This is a genomic window from Dactylosporangium sp. CA-152071 (assembly GCF_050936335.1).
Classification (GTDB): domain Bacteria; phylum Actinomycetota; class Actinomycetes; order Mycobacteriales; family Micromonosporaceae; genus Dactylosporangium; species Dactylosporangium maewongense.
Genome location: NZ_JBNJMZ010000001.1, coordinates 1,286,200 through 1,301,432, shown reverse-complemented (window position 1 = coordinate 1,301,432; position 15,233 = coordinate 1,286,200). Strand labels below are relative to the sequence as shown.

At 73.3% G+C, this 15,233-nt stretch carries 12 protein-coding genes; 3 read left to right on the top strand and 9 right to left on the bottom strand.

Annotated elements, in window-relative coordinates:
- Positions 1 to 7: 7 nt before the first annotated feature.
- Positions 8 to 2,671, bottom strand: a complete 2,664-nt coding sequence (gene ppdK / locus ACQEVZ_RS05290) for a pyruvate, phosphate dikinase (RefSeq protein WP_433362014.1) — start codon at positions 2,669 to 2,671, stop codon at positions 8 to 10.
- Positions 2,652 to 3,098, bottom strand: coding sequence for a hypothetical protein (locus ACQEVZ_RS05285; protein WP_433362011.1), 447 nt, complete (start codon positions 3,096 to 3,098; stop codon positions 2,652 to 2,654). The genes ppdK and ACQEVZ_RS05285 overlap by 20 nt, the downstream gene beginning before the upstream one ends.
- Before the next feature lie 187 nt (positions 3,099 to 3,285).
- On the opposite strand from ACQEVZ_RS05285, the gene ACQEVZ_RS05280 reads away from it, so the two are divergent.
- Complete coding sequence (locus ACQEVZ_RS05280; protein ID WP_433362008.1) at positions 3,286 to 3,981, top strand: CBS domain-containing protein; 696 nt, start codon at positions 3,286 to 3,288, stop codon at positions 3,979 to 3,981.
- A 55-nt stretch (positions 3,982 to 4,036) separates the two neighbouring features.
- Here the strand turns inward: ACQEVZ_RS05280 and ACQEVZ_RS05275 are convergent, their stop codons facing one another.
- The 6 genes from ACQEVZ_RS05275 to ACQEVZ_RS05250 all read right to left on the bottom strand — a co-directional run bounded on the left by ACQEVZ_RS05275 (position 4,037) and on the right by ACQEVZ_RS05250 (position 9,904).
- Positions 4,037 to 5,578 (bottom strand): S8 family serine peptidase, encoded by a 1,542-nt coding sequence (locus ACQEVZ_RS05275; RefSeq protein ID WP_433362005.1) that lies wholly within the window; start codon positions 5,576 to 5,578, stop codon positions 4,037 to 4,039.
- Positions 5,579 to 5,764: 186 nt separating this feature from the next.
- On the bottom strand, positions 5,765 to 7,378 hold the full coding sequence (locus tag ACQEVZ_RS05270) for an RICIN domain-containing protein (RefSeq protein ID WP_433362002.1): 1,614 nt from the start codon (positions 7,376 to 7,378) through the stop codon (positions 5,765 to 5,767).
- A gap of 159 nt (positions 7,379 to 7,537) precedes the next feature.
- Entirely contained in the window at positions 7,538 to 8,155 is a 618-nt protein-coding gene (locus tag ACQEVZ_RS05265) for a CBS domain-containing protein (protein WP_344505776.1), read from the bottom strand.
- A gap of 61 nt (positions 8,156 to 8,216) precedes the next feature.
- A complete protein-coding gene (locus tag ACQEVZ_RS05260; protein ID WP_433361997.1) occupies positions 8,217 to 8,486 on the bottom strand; it encodes a hypothetical protein in 270 nt (89 codons plus the stop codon).
- A 30-nt stretch (positions 8,487 to 8,516) separates the two neighbouring features.
- Positions 8,517 to 9,134, bottom strand: a complete 618-nt coding sequence (locus ACQEVZ_RS05255) for a vitamin K epoxide reductase family protein (RefSeq protein WP_433361994.1) — start codon at positions 9,132 to 9,134, stop codon at positions 8,517 to 8,519.
- Complete coding sequence (locus ACQEVZ_RS05250) at positions 9,131 to 9,904, bottom strand: DsbA family protein (protein ID WP_433361991.1); 774 nt, start codon at positions 9,902 to 9,904, stop codon at positions 9,131 to 9,133. The genes ACQEVZ_RS05255 and ACQEVZ_RS05250 overlap by 4 nt, the downstream gene beginning before the upstream one ends.
- Positions 9,905 to 10,137: 233 nt before the next feature.
- Here ACQEVZ_RS05250 and pflB point away from each other — a divergent pair, with 233 nt between their 5' ends.
- Positions 10,138 to 12,402, top strand: coding sequence for a formate C-acetyltransferase (gene pflB, locus ACQEVZ_RS05245; protein WP_433361988.1), 2,265 nt, complete (start codon positions 10,138 to 10,140; stop codon positions 12,400 to 12,402).
- Positions 12,403 to 12,407: 5 nt separating this feature from the next.
- Complete coding sequence (gene pflA / locus ACQEVZ_RS05240) at positions 12,408 to 13,193, top strand: pyruvate formate-lyase-activating protein (protein ID WP_433376628.1); 786 nt, start codon at positions 12,408 to 12,410, stop codon at positions 13,191 to 13,193.
- Positions 13,194 to 13,219: 26 nt separating this feature from the next.
- Here the strand turns inward: pflA and ACQEVZ_RS05235 are convergent, their stop codons facing one another.
- Positions 13,220 to 15,184, bottom strand: coding sequence for an acyltransferase family protein (locus ACQEVZ_RS05235; protein WP_433361985.1), 1,965 nt, complete (start codon positions 15,182 to 15,184; stop codon positions 13,220 to 13,222).
- Positions 15,185 to 15,233 lie beyond the last annotated feature (49 nt).

Genomic DNA, 15,233 nt, shown 5'->3' with positions numbered 1-15,233 from the left:
AGCTCCCTTACCGTGAGTCGGAACCGGTCGCGACGACCGCGCAGCGGCCCGCCTCGAGCCGGGCGACCGGCACCCGGAAGGGCGAGCAGGAGACGTAGTCGAGCCCGGCGTCGTGGAAGAAGTGGATGGAGGCGGGGTCGCCGCCGTGCTCGCCGCAGACCCCGATGTGCAGGTCCGGCCGGGTCCGGCGGCCCTCGTCGACCGCGATGCGGACCAGCCTGCCGACCCCGTCGCGGTCGATCGACTCGAACGGCGAGACGCCGAAGATGCCCAGCTCCAGGTAGCGGGTGAAGAACGCGCCCTCGACGTCGTCGCGGGAGAAGCCCCACCCCATCTGGGTGAGGTCGTTGGTACCGAAGGAGAAGAAGTCGGCCGCGCGGGCGATCTCGCCGGCGGTCAGGGCGGCGCGCGGCACCTCGATCATCGTGCCGACCCGGGCCTGCACGCCGAGCGACCCCAGCAGCTGTTGCGCCTCCTCGCGGACGGCCTCCAGCTCCTGCACGGCGCCCACGAGCGGCACCATGATCTCCGGCCGGACCGTGACCCCGCGTTCGCGGCAGGCGAGCGTCGCCTCGGCCACGGCGCGGATCTGCATCGCGAACAGTCCGGGCACGACCAGGCCGAGCCGGACCCCGCGCAGGCCGAGCATCGGGTTCTCCTCGTGCATCCGATGGACCGCGTCGAGCAGCGCCCGGTCGTGCCCGTCCGGCTCGCCGCGCGACTCCTCGAGCGCGACCCGCACTGCCAGCTCGTCCAGCGGCGGCAGGAACTCGTGCAGCGGCGGGTCGATGAGCCGGACCGTCACCGGCAGCCCGTTCATCGCCTCGAACAGCCGCTCGAAGTCGGCACGTTGCAAGGGGAGCAGATCGGCGAGGGCCTTGTCGCGTTCGTCGTCGGTGCCGGCGAGGATGAGCCGCTCGACCAGCGGCCGCCGCTCGCCGAGGAACATGTGCTCGGTGCGGCACAGCCCGATGCCCTGGGCGCCGAACCGGCGGGCGCGGGCGGCGTCGTCCGCGGTGTCGGCGTTGGCCCGCACGCCGAGGCGCCGCACCTTGTCGGCGTGGGCGAGGATCCGGTCGACGGCCGCGACCAGCGGGTCGGCGCCGGGGGAGAGCGTGCCTTCGAAGTGCCGGACGACCGGCGACTCCTGCACCGGCACGGCGCCGAGGTACACGGTGCCGGCGCTGCCGTCGATCGACACGACGTCGCCCTCGGCCACCGTCCGGCCGTCCGCTGTGAAGTGTCCATCGTGGACCTCGATGCGGTCGGCGCCGCACACGCACGTCTTGCCCATGCCGCGGGCGACCACCGCCGCGTGCGAGGTCTTGCCGCCGCGGCTGGTCAGGATCCCCTGCGCGGCGATCATGCCGGGCAGGTCGTCGGGGTTGGTCTCCCGCCGCACCAGGATGACCCGCTCGCCCCGCGCGGCCAGCGCCGCCGCCCGCTTCGCGTCGAAGACCACCGCGCCGACCGCGGCGCCCGGGGACGCCGCGACACCCCGGGCCAGCCGCTCGGGCGCCCGGGAGAGGTCGAACGCCGGGAACATCAGCTGCGCCAGCTGGGCGCCGGTCACCCGGTGCAGCGCCTCGTCGAGGTCGATGACGCCCTCGTCGACGAGCTGCGCGGCGATGACGAACGCGGCCGCCGCGGTCCGCTTGCCGACGCGCGTCTGCAGCATCCACAGCTTGCCGCGCTCGATGGTGAACTCGATGTCGCACAGGTCGCGGTAGTGCGCCTCCAGCTTCGCCATGATGACCATCAGCTCGTCGTAGGCGTGCTTGTCGAGGGAGGCGAGCTGCTGCAGCGGCACGGTGTTGCGGATGCCGGCGACGACGTCCTCGCCCTGGGCGTTGGCGAGGTAGTCGCCGTAGACGCCGGGCGCGCCGGTGGCCGGGTCGCGGGTGAACGCCACGCCGGTCCCGGAGTCCGGGCCGAGGTTGCCGAAGACCATGGCGACGATGTTGACGGCGGTGCCGAGGTCCGCCGGGATGTGCTCCTGCCGGCGGTAGAGCACGGCCCGCTCGCCGTTCCACGAGTTGAAGACGGCGCGGATCGACTGGTCGAGCTGCTCCCGCGCGTCCTGCGGGAACTCGTGGCCGGTGTGCTCGCGGAAGATCTCGCGGTACCGCGTGACGAGCCCCCGCAGCGCGGCCGCGTCGAGGCCCAGGTCGTCGGTGGTGCCCGCGGCGCGTTTGGCGTCGTCGAGGGCGCGCTCGAAGGCCTCGCCGGGCACCCCGCACACGGTCCTGCCGTACATCTGGATCAGCCGCCGGTAGGAGTCCCAGGCGAACCGCGCGTCGCCGCCGGTCTGCGTGGCGAGGCCGGCGACGGTCGCGTCGCTCAGCCCGACGTTCAGGATGGTCTCCATCATGCCCGGCATCGAGAACTTCGCGCCGGAGCGCACCGACACCAGCAGCGGATCGTCCGGGTCGCCGAGCCGCCGGCCGGCCTGCCGTTCGAGCCGCTCCAGATGCAGGCCGATCTCGTCGGCCAGGCCGAACGGCTCGTCGCCGCCGCGCAGGTACGCCCGGCAGGCGTCGGTCGTGACGGTGAAGCCGGGCGGCACGGGCAGCCCGAGGTTCGCCATCTCGGCGAGGTTGCCGCCCTTGCCGCCGAGCAGGTCCTTGAGCTCCTTGCTGCCCTCCGCGAAGTCATACACGTACTTGGTCACGGCCGGCCTCCTTCGGCACGGTGTGCGCCGCCGGCGCCGGTCGGCACTGGCGGATGGTGACGGTGCCCCGGACGCAGCCGAGGTCGTCGACGACGTACGCGACGTCCGCTCCGGCGGTGGTGAGCGTGTGCGCGGCCCGCGCCGGCGACCAGGCCTCGCCGACCACGACGGCGTCGGCCATGAGGTCGCCGGCCGCCGCGTGGCGCCTGGCGTCCCGGCGGCGCCGGTGCCGGGGTGTGCCCGCGACGCGGGGACCGCCTTCGCCGCCGAACAGGCCGCCGAACAGGTCGGGGTGGTCGGCGGTGTCGATGGCGCCGAGCAGCCGGCCGAACTCGTCGACGACCGCGACGTGCGACGCGCGGGACGCCTCGACGACGTCAACCAGCTGTTGCAGGCCTGCGCGCTCGCCGATGGTCGGCACGGTCACGGTGCACCTCCACGATATTCCGACTCGACGCTAGGCACGGTTTCCGGCCGCGGACAGGGCCGTTGGACCCGGTGGCACGGGCCGGTCGAACGGCACCCGTGGAGGTGCCGTTGTGCCCTGCCGCGGGGTGCCCGCGGGCCATACGTTCGGCTCAGCAGACAGCGACGGATTGAGCAGGAGGCAGGCCATGGGACGCTGGAACGTCGCCGACGTGATGACGATCGGCGCGATTTCCGTGCAGGAGGACACGCCGTTCAAGGAGATCGTCGACCTCCTGGAGGCGCACGAGATCAACGCGGTGCCGGTGGTCGACGCGCACGACCGGGTCGTCGGCGTCGTGTCCTCGGCCGACCTGGTGCCGAAGATCGAGTTCGCCGGCGATGACGACCACCCGCGGCTGTTCGAGGGCCGGCACACCCGCCAGGCGCGCGGCAAGGCCCACGCGACCGCCGCGGGCGAGCTGATGAACGCCCCGGCCGTCACCGTGCTGAGCACCACGTCCGTGGTCGCCGCCGCCCGCATCATGGAGACCGACGAGCTGAAGCGCCTGCCGGTCGTCGACGACCTGGGCCGCCTCATCGGCATGGTCACCCGCCGCGACCTGCTGAAGGTGTTCCTGCGCACCGACGAGGACATCCGCCGCGAGATCCTCACCGAGGCCGTCGACGACCTCGTCGGCATCGACCGGTCGCAGCTGCGGGTCGAGGTCGACGACGGCGTCGTCACCCTGCTCGGCGAGGTCGATCGCGGCTCGCTCGTCCCGCCGCTCGTCCGCCAGATCGAGCGCGTCGACGGCGTCGTCGACGTGGTCAGCCACCTGTCGTTCGACCGGGACGACACCGCCGACCAGCCGAAGCCCTACCGCGCCCCGGTCATGTTCTGACGAATGCGCGAGGACGCCCAGGCATGCAGCGCCTGGGCGTCCTCGTTGCCGGGGTTCAGTCCCAGCTGGCGGTGGACCAGTCCTCGCTGGACCAGTAGTGGCCGCTCCACGTGCCGCTGGACCAGTAGTGCCCGGACCAGTAGTGGCCCGACCAGCCCGGGTCCGACCAGGTGGTGGCGGCGCCCCACGGGGTGCCGGACCAGGCGGAGACGGCCCACGTCTTCGACGCCCAGGACGTCCCGGTCCAGCCGCTGCCGGTCACCTGGTGGCCCATCCACTGCCCGCCCGACCACGAGCTCTGCGACGCGCTGCGCGACGCCCAGGCGCCGGTGCTGAGGGTGCCCCAGATGGTGGCCTCACCGGTGAGGGCGACGTTGTCGCGGACGACGTGGCTGCCGCCGCGGGCGTCCTCGATCGGGCCGGACCCGTTGGACCAGGTGAAGTTCTGCTTCACGTTCGGCGTCGGCGCGGCCAGGGCCTTGCCGAGGTTGAGCTCGCGGTATCCGAGACCGGCCGCGTTGCCGCTGGTCAGGACGTCGCCGTTGGCCATCAGCAGGTACTTGACCTGGTCCGGTGTGAGCGACGGGCGGGCCTGCAGCAGCAGCGCGACGGCGGAGCTGGTGACCGCGGTCGCCTGGGAGGTGCCGCTGCCGCGGAACAGGGTCGTCCCGACCCGGGCGGAGGTGTAGGACACGTCGATGTTGGAGCCGGGGTCGGCGAGCGACAGGATCGACTGGCCGGGTGCCAGCAGGTCGGTGCGGCGGTTGGACGGGCCGTTGTACGTCAGGCTGGTGAACGCCGAGATGGTGTCGTCCGATGTGGACAGTGTGCCGCGGGTGTCGGCCGAGCCGACGTTGAGGATGAACTGGTCGGTGGCCGGGTCGGTCATCTGCTTGCCGTCGTTGCCGACGGCGGCGATGACGACGATGCCGGCCTTCCAGGCCTGCTCCGCGGCGAAGGCCACCGGGTCGGTCCAGTAGTTCGGCGTGCCGCCGGTGCCGTAGGACAGGTTGATGACCCGGATCGGGCTGGCGGGGTCGTCGTTGCGGTGCGCCACCACCCAGTCGATCGCGGCGATCATCTGCGACGCGTCCACGGCGCCGTTGGATGTGCCGACCTTGACGGAGGTGAGCTTCACCTTGGGGGCCAGGCCGACGGTGCCGGTCGTGCTGTCGTTGGCGACGATGATGCCGGCCATGTGCGTGCCGTGCCCGTACGTGTCGAGGTAGCGCAGGTTCGACGACTGCGACTCGAACGACAGGTCCGGCCCGTTGATGATCTGCGCGGCGGGCATCCCGGGCACCGGCGCGATGCCGGTGTCGATCAGCGCGACACCGACCCCGGCGCCGGTGAGGCCGGCGGCCGTGCCGGTGGCCGCGCCGATGGTCTTGCGCACGTCGGCCAGCGAGAGGCCCGCGCCCGAGGCGGCCGTGCCCATCCAGATGTTCGACGCCCAGGCGTCCGATGCCCGGTGCGCCGCCGACGCGATCGACTGGGTGCCGCCGGCCGTGCCGCCGATGACCACCGGCAGCAGCGCCGCCGCCGCGGCCGCCGCCCGCAGCAGCCCCCGCCTGCCCCGCCTGCGTGTGTTGCGCACCTTGCACTCCTTCCGGCTGCCCGTGATCGACGGGCCCGCCCCATCATTCGGGCCGGAGCCGCCGGACGGCAGGGCCCGGACCGGGAGTGCCACCGAACCGCACCCGGCGCCTGTCAGCCGCCCGCCGGACGTATCGGCCGGTCGGCCGCGGCGGCGACCGATGACCCGACAGGCGCCGGGCGGGGTTCAGCAGCGGGTGATCGTCGAGTTGTTCAGCGTCACGTCGGAGATCGTGAGCCGGTCCGTGCACGGGTTCTCGACGATCCGGTTGTTCGTCAGCGTGAAGTTGCGCAGCGTGATGTCGGTGTTGCCGGGGAACTCGGTCCGCTCGGCCAGCCGGACCTCGCCGCCGCCGCTGATCGTGCCGCCGTTCGTGGCGACGGTGACGTTGTAGCAGTTCTCGATCAGGACGGCGTTGTTGCCGGTGTCGGCGATGTCGACCCGGTCGACGACGGCGCCGCCGCTCTCCGAGACGCAGAAGATGCCCCGGCCGCCGCCGCGCGCACGGACCGTCCCGACGCGGATGTTCGTGGTGTACGAACTGCCGATGCGCCCGTTGCGGTTGGCCATCCGGAACGCCGCGTACCCGGTGCCCGTCCCGGCGTTCTCCGCGTCGACGGTGCCGACCGTCGCGTTGACGGTCTGGTTGAGCAGCAGGCCCGACTCGCCGACGTTGCGCGCGGTCACCGTGCCGATGGTGATGCCGTCGACGCCGTACGTCTCGACCGCGTGCGAGCTCGCGCCCGACACGTACACCGTGCCGATCCGGACGTTGCGGGTCCACTGGCTGGTGTCGCCGCGGTTGTCGATGCGCACGCCGAGGCCGCCGGACAGCCGCATGTCGATCTGCCCGAGCACGACGTTCGTGACGTTGCGCATGAAGATGCCGTACAGCGGGGCGCCGGTCAGCGTGAGGTGCTGCACCTCGACGTCGGTGGTGCCGCGCGAGTAGATCGGCGCCTGGTCGCCCGAGCCCGTGCCGGTGACGTTGATCGTGCCGCAGACGTCGATCGTGGTGTAGCTGGGCAGCGAGATGCGGGCGCCGGCGCTGATCGTGCCGGAGCCGCGCACGACGACGCGCTGCTTCGAGGTCCGCCCGGCTGTCAGGCTGTTGACGGCGGCCTGCACGGCCGCGCGCATGTCGGTGCCCGTGTATGCGGTGGTGCCGCCGTTGCGCGCCGTCCACGTGCCGCCGTTGAGCACCGCCTCGGCGTTGAAGGAGCCGGTGCCGCACCCGCCGGACGGCGGCGACGTCGTCGGCGTGCCACTGCCGACGCGGGCGAGGGTCCACTGCTGGTTGGCACCGTCGGTGTCGGTGTACTGCGAGATGCGGGCCCCGTCGGCGGTCGACCACTCCCAGACGTCGAGGGCCTTGCCGCTGTGCCGGCTGAGCAGCCGCACGTAGCCGCCGGCGGAGTCCTTCAGCGTGAACTGCTGCCGGTTGTTCCCGGCGGCGGCGGTCTGCTGGTACAGGCCGGCTCCGTCGCTCGCGTTGGCGAGCTCGAGGACCTTGCCGCTGTGCCGCGACCTGATCTGGTAGTAGCCGTTGTCGGTGGGCACGAACTGCCACTGCTGGACGGCGAGGTCGTTGCGGGTGAACTGGTTGACCGGGGCGCCGTCGGCGGTTGACCACTCCCACAGGTCCATAGCCTTGCCGCTGTTGCGGTTGACGATCACGTACCAGGCGGACGTGTCGACCGTGGCCGCCGACGCGGCCGGCAGGGCGACGACGACGCCCACGCCCAGCAGCGTGGTCACCGCCGTCCCGATGAGCACACTGATGCGCCAGCGACGCTTCATGACGCGACTCCTCACGGGGAAAGGGCTTTCCCAAGGGTGTCGGCGAAGCTATCGGAGTGCATCGATGAAGTCAAACGCCGCTGTAACTTTCAGCGACCGCGATCGTCCGGACCCGGACGACCTTGCCGTCCGGCAGGCAGTCCGCCGTCCGGTCGGCGGTCATCCACGGGGCTGCGGGGCGGCCGGCACGCTGATGTGGTCGACCACGGAGACCACGCCGTCGAGCCCGCCGGCGATCCTGGCCGCGACCATGGCGTCCCGCCGCCGCGCGGCGGCGCCGCACAAGGTCACCGTGCCGTCGTGGACGTCGGCGGTGACGCCGTCGTCCCCGAGGCACAGCCCGTGGATGAGCAGCTCGTCCATGAGCTCCCGTTCGATCGCCTCGTCGGAGCGCAGCGCACCGCGCAGCAGGTCCCGGCGGGTCACGATCCCGACGAGGGTGCCGGTGTCGTCGTCGAGCACCGGCAGCCGCTTCACCCGGTGCCGCTCCATCAGCCCGGCGGCGGCGCTCACCCGCGACCCGGCGGTCACCGTGACCGGCGGCGTGGACATCATCGTGCCGGCGGTGCCCGCCGGCGCGTCGCCGGCGCCCGGGCGCAGCAGGGGCAGCAGATCCGCCTCGGAGATCACCCCGATCACCCGGTCGTCGTCACGGACGACCGGCACGCCGCTCACGCCGAACTCGGTGATGACGTCGGCGACGTGCCGATCGGTGCAGTCGGCCGTCACGACCACCACCGACGGGTTCATCACGTCACGGACACATAGGTCTTTCATGGCCCTACCCCCTTCACGGTCCACGCTGCTCCGTGGCCGTTGCGGCCGCACGGGCCGAAGGTCACCTGGTCGCCGGGCCGTCGTCCTGACGGGGCGGTCCGGGGACGGTGAGTGGATGGGCGACGTCGTCCAGCGCGGCGAGGACGGCCATGGTCCGCCGGTATCCGACCTGGTCGAGGCTACCCGCGACGAGGCGCCGGGCGGCGTCGGACTCCATGCGGGCCAGGCGCGGGGCCTTCACGTCGGCCGCGCGGTAGATCGTCAGCACGGTGGCGGCGGCGGCGCCGTACACCATCAGGACGACGGCGGTGACGATCAGCGTGTGTGTCATGGGTCGGCTCCGTCCTCGGCGGGTGCTCGGTCAGGCGACCAGGGCGCTGCCGTACTTCACGACGACCAGCAGCGCGAGGACGAGCAGCCAGATCGTGACGGCGACGGCGTCGAGGTCGGCGTCGATCGCGGCGCGCAGGGCCGGTCCGGCGCGGCGGGGGAGCGGCAGGTGGCCGTCGCGGAGGTTCACGTGCGTCAGGGTGGCGAAGACCAGCGTCGTGGACACCGTGACCAGCAGGCACCACGGGCACAGCGCGCCGATGACGTACGACGACTGGTAGAACAGCCAGTAGGCGAACCCGACGCCGATGGTGTAGACGACCTGCGCCGCCAGCATGAACCAGCGCGGGAAGCGCACGCCGCCGAGGCTCGCGATCGCGACGGTGATGACGACGGGCTCGGCGACCAGGCCGAAGAACGCGTTCGGGAAGCCGAACAGCTGCGCCTGCCAGGACCGCCCGACGGTGCCGCAGGACAGCACGGCGTTGATGTCGCAGGTCAGGTCGGCGGCGGGATCGGCGGCGAGGCGGACCGCGTCGACCGACAGCACGAACGACGCGACCAGGCTCAGCACGGCCGACACGAGCATCGTGCCGTAGATCCAGCCGTTGCTGTGCCGCAGCCGCCGGACCCGCTCCAGGGCGGTCATGCCGCGGCCGCGACGGCCGCGGCCAGCGGACCGGCCGTGTACAGGTCGCCCTCGAACACCTTGCCGTTGACCAGGACCGTCGGCGTGCCGGTGACGCCGCCGTGCTGGAACGCCCAGTCGGTGGACGTCGCGACCCAGCGCTCGAAGCGGCGTTCGGTGAACGACGCCGCGACGTCGGCGGGGACGCCCGCGCCGGTGGCGATCGCCGCGATCCGCTGGTCGGTCAGGCCGGGCCCGCCCTCCGCGGGCTGCTGCTCGAACAGCGCGGCGCTGAACGCGAGCACCTTCGCCGGGCTCCGGTCGGCGACGGTGGCGACGGCGTTGGCGGTGCGGGTGGAGTACCGGGTGCCCTGCGACGCCCGGTCGAGGAACGCGAGCGGGTGCAGCTCCAGGCGGGCCGTGCCGGCGGCGACGAGACGCTCCAGGTCGCCGCTGTTCGCCCGCTCGAACCGCCCGCAGTACGGGCAGAGGTAGTCCAGGTAGATCGTCACCGTGACCGGACCCGTCCCGGTCACGATCGCGCCGGTGGCGGTCGCGCCGGCCGGGGCCGCCGTCGACTGCGCGGCGGGCGGTGCTGGCGCGTCGTCTCCGCCGGCCGCGTCGACGAGGACGAACGCGATCGCGGCCAGCAGCGCGACGATGACGACCCCACCGGCGACACCCAGGTTCCGGTGCCGCCGCCGGGTGCGCCGCAGCGCCTCCGCTCGCGCCTGCCGTGCCTCCCGGGCCTGCCGGGCCTGCCGTGCCGGCGTGCGTGCCTGTGTCCCCATGTCGGCGGTCCCCCTGTCGGATGCGTGTGCGCGCTGTCAGCCTCCGCCCGTACCGCGAGACGGCGGATGAGGCGGAAGACCCGTACTGACCGGGACCGACGGCCCGGGACCGGCGGCCCTCGTCCAGGGAGCGCCGCGGCCGCGGTGACGGGCGTCCCGGAGGCGGCGGGACCAACGGCCCTGCCGTCTCCGTCGGCCGCGGACGAGGCTGGAACCGAGCCGAGGAGGAACCGATGACCACCATCAGCGCCCCCGCCGAAACCACAGCCGGGCTCGCCGCCTGGCGCGGCTTCCGCGGCGGATCGTGGCGGGACCAGGTCGACGTGGCAGGGTTCGTGCGGGCCAACGTCCGCCCGTACGAGGGCGACGAGACGTTCCTCGCCGGCCCGACGCGGCGGACCACGCACGTGTGGGGCCTGCTGACCGCGATGTTCCCGCAGGAGCGCGAGCGCGGCATCCACGACGTCGACCCGCGCACGCCCGCGTCGATCACCGCCTTCGCGCCCGGCTACATCGACCGCGAGCACGAGCTGATCGTGGGCCTGCAGACCGACGCGCCGCTGCGCAGGGCGATCATGCCCTTCGGCGGGCTGCGGATGGTGGAGAACGGGCTCAAGGCCTACGGGTACGAGCTCGACCCCCTCGTGAAGGAGATCTTCACCCGGTTCCGCAAGACGCACAACGCCGCCGTGTTCGACGCGTACACGCCGCAGATCCTCGCCGCGCGCAAGGCCGGCGTCATCACCGGCCTTCCCGACGCGTACGGGCGCGGCCGCATCATCGGCGACTACCGCCGGGTCCCGCTGTACGGCGTCGACTTCCTCATCGCCGAGAAGCGCCGCGACAAGGCGTCCCTGGACGACCGGCCGTCGACCGCCGAAGTCATCCGCGACCGCGAGGAGCTGGCCGAGCAGCTGCGCGCCCTCGACGAGCTCAAGGCGATGGCCGCGAGCTACGGGTACGACATCGCGGCTCCCGCCCGCACCGGTCGGGAGGCCGTGCAGTGGCTGTACTTCGCCTACCTCGCCGCCGCGAAGGAGCAGAACGGCGCCGCGATGTCGCTCGGGCGCACCTCGACGTTCCTGGACATCTACCTCGAACGCGACCTCGACGAGGGCGTCCTCACCGAGAGCGGCGCGCAGGAGCTCGTCGACGACTTCGTCATGAAGCTGCGCATCATCCGCTTCCTGCGCACCCCCGAGTACGACCAGCTGTTCTCGGGCGACCCGACCTGGGTCACCGAGTCGATCGGCGGGATGGGCGCCGGCGGCCGGACCCTCGTCACCCGCACGTCGCTGCGGTACCTGCAGACGCTGTACAACCTGGGACCGGCGCCCGAGCCGAACCTGACCGTCCTGTGGTCGCCGGCGCTGCCCGAGCCGTTCAAACGCTTCTGCGCGAAGGTGTCGATGGACACCAGCGCCATCCAGTACGAGAACGACGACCTGCTGCGGCGGCACAGCGACGACGACACCGCGATCGCCTGCTGCGTGTCGGCGATGCGCGTCGGCAAGGACATGCAGTTCTTCGGCGCGCGCGTCAACGTCGCCAAGGCCCTGCTGTACGCGATCAACGGCGGCCGCGACGAGATGAGCGGCGTCCAGGTCGCGCCCGCGACCGCACCGCTCACCGGCGAGGTCCTGGACTACGGCGAGGTGCTCGCGGCGTTCGACCGCACCCTCGACTGGCTCGCCCGCACGTACGTCGACGCGCTCAACATCATCCACTGCATGCACGACAAGTACGCCTACGAGCGCATCGAGATGGCGCTGCACGACTACCCGGTGCGCCGGTTCCTGGCCTGCGGCATCGCCGGGCTCTCCGTCGCCGCCGACAGCCTCGCCGCGATCCGCTACGCCCGCGTCACGCCGGTCCGCGACGCCACCGGCCTCGCCGTCGACTACACGGTGGACGGCGACTACCCGGCCTACGGCAACGGCGACGACCGCGCCGACAGCATCGCCGTGTGGCTGGTCGAGACGTTCATGGACAAGGTCCGCGCCAACCCCAGCTACCGCGACGCGATCCACACCCAGTCGGTGCTCACCATCACCTCCAACGTCGTGTACGGCAAGCACACCGGCAACACGCCGGACGGCCGCCGCGCCGGCGAGCCGTTCGCGCCCGGCGCCAACCCGATGAACGGCCGCGACACCCACGGCATGGTCGCCTCGGCCCTGTCGGTGGCGAAGCTGCCCTACGCTGCGGCCCGCGACGGCATCTCCCTCACCAGCACCGTCACCCCGGACGGCCTCGGCCGCGCCGACGCCGAACGGGTCACGAACCTGGCCCGCATCCTCGACGCCTACATCGGCGCCGGCGGGTTCCACCTCAACGTCAACGTGCTCGACCGGGCCACGCTGCTGGACGCGATGGAGCACCCCGAGCGGTACCCGCAGCTGACCGTGCGCGTGTCCGGCTACGCCGTCAACTTCGTGCGGCTCACCCCGGAGCAGCAGCGCGACGTCGTCAACCGGACCTTCCACGGATCGGCATGACCCCGATGCGTTCCTCCCAGACCCGGCCGGACGCCACCGTCCTTCCCCCCGAACGGTGGCGTCCGGTCCCGGGCCGGCTGCACTCGTGGGACGTCTCCACCGGCGTCGACGGGCCCGGCACCCGCTTCGTGGCGTTCCTCGCCGGGTGCCCGCTGCGCTGCCTGTACTGCCAGAACCCCGACACCTGGCGCATGCGCGACGGCACCGCGACCACCGCCGGCGGCGTCGTCGACCAGGTCCGCACGTTCACCGACTTCGTGCGGACCACCGGCGGCGGCATGACCGTCAGCGGCGGCGAACCGTTGCTGCAGCCCGCGTTCACCCACGCGCTCTTCACCGGCGCCCGGCAGCTCGGCCTGCACACCGCCCTCGACACGTCCGGCGCGCTCGGCGCCCGCGCCGGCGACGACCTCCTCGACGTCACCGACCTCGTCCTGCTCGACATCAAGGCGTGGGACCCGGCCCGCTACCACCGGCTCACCGGCGGGTCCGTCGCCCCGACCCTGGACTTCGCGCGCCGCCTCGCCGGCCGCGGCACGCCGGTCTGGGTGCGGTACGTCCTCGTCCCCGGCCTCACCGACGACCCCGCGGACGTCGAGGGCGTCGCCGGGTTCGCCGCCGGGCTCGGCAACGTGGAACGCGTCGACGTCCTGCCGTTCCACCGCCTCGGCGCCGCCAAGTACGACCGGCTCGGCATCCCGTTCACCCTGCGGGACACCCCGCCCCCGGGCGAGGCGCTCCTGACCCGGGTCCGCGACACCTTCGCCGCCGCCGGCCTCACCGTGTACTGACGACCGCCCTCGAGGAGGACGCCCGGTCAGCCGGTCGCGAGGGCGGCGAGTTGCGGGGCGAGCCACGGGGCGACGACGCTGCGGACACCCTCGGGGGTGAGGTGGAGGCCGTCGCTGCGGACGCGGACGTTGCCCACCTGCCAGGTGAACTTCCCGTCGGGGCAGACGACGCGGTTGAGGTCGAGCACGACCGGGTGGCTGGGGTGGTCGGCGGCGGTGGCGCGCAGCAGGCGGTTCCACGCGTCGACGCGCTCAGGGGTGTCCTCGGGCCACAGACCGCCGTCCGGTCGTTCCTGGCGTCGCGTGTACGGGGCGGTCAGCAGCGCGACCCGGGCGCCGCGCCCGGCGGCGAGGTCGATCGCGGTCCGGAGCTGGCCGGCGAGGTACGCGTCGTAGTCCGGCTCGCCGACGTGGGTCCACCGGCCGTCGAGCCGGCGGTCCATCAGCTCCCACCGGTCCAGCAGCACGACCACCACGTCGGGTTCGGCCTTCGCCACGGAGCTGCCCCACCGGTACTGCCACGTCGCGCAGTACGGGAGGTTGGTGTGCGGGTCGCCGCCGTAGCGCAGCTCCGGCAGGACCGCGATCCCGCAGCCCTGGACGCCCTGGTTGTCGAGCTCGAAGCGGGGGTCGCCGGGCCAGTACGCGCCGAGGGTCCACGACACGGAGTCGCCGATGACCATCACCCGCGGGGGACCGGCGCGCCGGCCGGGGCGGGCCGTCACCGGGCCGCCGGCCGGAGCGGAGGCCGTGGCTTGCGGGGCGGCGACCGTGACCAGTGGGGGCGCGGCGGCCGCGCCGGGCGGCGGCGGAACGGCGGGCGGCCCCGCCAGCAGGGCGAGGACCGTCGCCGCGGCCGCCGTCGCCGTGGCGCCCAGCGGCAGCAGCCACCGTCGGCCGGCGGCGACCGCGCCCGCACGGCGGATCGGCTGCTCCACCAGGACGAAGCTGACCGCGGCCACGAGCAGGGTCGTGGTCACCCTGGCCGCGAAGAGCCGGACGCCGGTGAGCCCGGTGCGGTCGGCGTCGAGGACCGCGAACAGCGGCCAGTGCCACAGGTACGCGCCGTATGAGACCCGCCCGAGCAGGACCATGGCACGGCCGCTCAGCAGGCGGGCGGCCGGGGAGGACGGCGCCGCGGCGAGCTCGCCGACGACCGCGGCGGCCGCGACCGCGAACAGGGCCAGCCCGCCGTGGAACAGCCACGGGGAGTCGCCGCGCGCGGCAGCCAGGCCGGCGCAGATCACCGGTACACCGGCGGCCGCGGCACAACGGCGGAGGGTGGCGTGCCGGGTCAGCGCCGGCAGGGCCGCCGCGAGCGCGCAGCCGATGAGCGGCGCGCAGGCCCGGGTGTCGGTGCCGAAGTAGAGCCGGTCCGTGCCGTCGGTGCCGTCTGTGGCCGGCAGCGACGCGGCGGTGACCGCCGAGGCGGCCGCGCCGAGCAGCGCGCCGATCCCGATGACGAGCCGTCGCCGCGGCAGGCGCAGCGCCAGGAGCAGCAGCAGCGGCCACAGCAGGTAGAACTGCTCCTCGATGGCGAGGGACCAGGTGTGCTGCAACGGTGACGCGGCGGCGGTCCCGGTGAAGTAGTCGCCGCCCCGGTCCGCCATCCGCCAGTTCGCCCAGTAGGTGAGCGCCGCGAGTGCGTCGGTCCGCAGCGGCGCCGGGTCCTGCGCGGGCAGCAGCCACCGGGCGGTGAGCAGCACGAACCCGACCATGAGCACCAGCGCGGGCAGCAGCCGCCGGGCCCGGCGCAGCCAGAAGCCGCCCAGTGAGATCCGGCCCGTCTCCTCGGCCTCGCGGAGCAGCAGCGAGGTGATGAGGAAGCCGGACAGGACGAAGAACAGGTCCACGCCGAGGAACCCGCCCGGCAGCAGGCCGGGCAGGCCGTGCACGACGAGGACCGCGCACAGCGCGACGGCCCGGACGCCGTCGAGCGCCGGCAGGTGGGGTGACCGCGCCGGAGCCGCCGTCGGCGCAGTCAAGGACACGGCGGGCCCGCTGCCCGCACCGCGGCGCTCCAAACGCCTGCGTCAGCCG

Bases quoted from the DNA above. Each gene is read 5' to 3' on its own strand.
- ACQEVZ_RS05280 (WP_433362008.1), top strand. From the start codon at position 3,286: ATGGGACGCTGGAACGTCGCCGACGTGATGACGATCGGCGCGATTTCC.
- ACQEVZ_RS05270 (WP_433362002.1), bottom strand. From the start codon at position 7,378: ATGAAGCGTCGCTGGCGCATCAGTGTGCTCATCGGGACGGCGGTGACC.
- ACQEVZ_RS05265 (WP_344505776.1), bottom strand. From the start codon at position 8,155: ATGAAAGACCTATGTGTCCGTGACGTGATGAACCCGTCGGTGGTGGTC.
- ACQEVZ_RS05260 (WP_433361997.1), bottom strand. From the start codon at position 8,486: ATGACACACACGCTGATCGTCACCGCCGTCGTCCTGATGGTGTACGGC.
- ACQEVZ_RS05255 (WP_433361994.1), bottom strand. From the start codon at position 9,134: ATGACCGCCCTGGAGCGGGTCCGGCGGCTGCGGCACAGCAACGGCTGG.
- ACQEVZ_RS05250 (WP_433361991.1), bottom strand. From the start codon at position 9,904: ATGGGGACACAGGCACGCACGCCGGCACGGCAGGCCCGGCAGGCCCGG.
- pflB (WP_433361988.1), top strand. From the start codon at position 10,138: ATGACCACCATCAGCGCCCCCGCCGAAACCACAGCCGGGCTCGCCGCC.
- pflA (WP_433376628.1), top strand. From the start codon at position 12,408: ATGCGTTCCTCCCAGACCCGGCCGGACGCCACCGTCCTTCCCCCCGAA.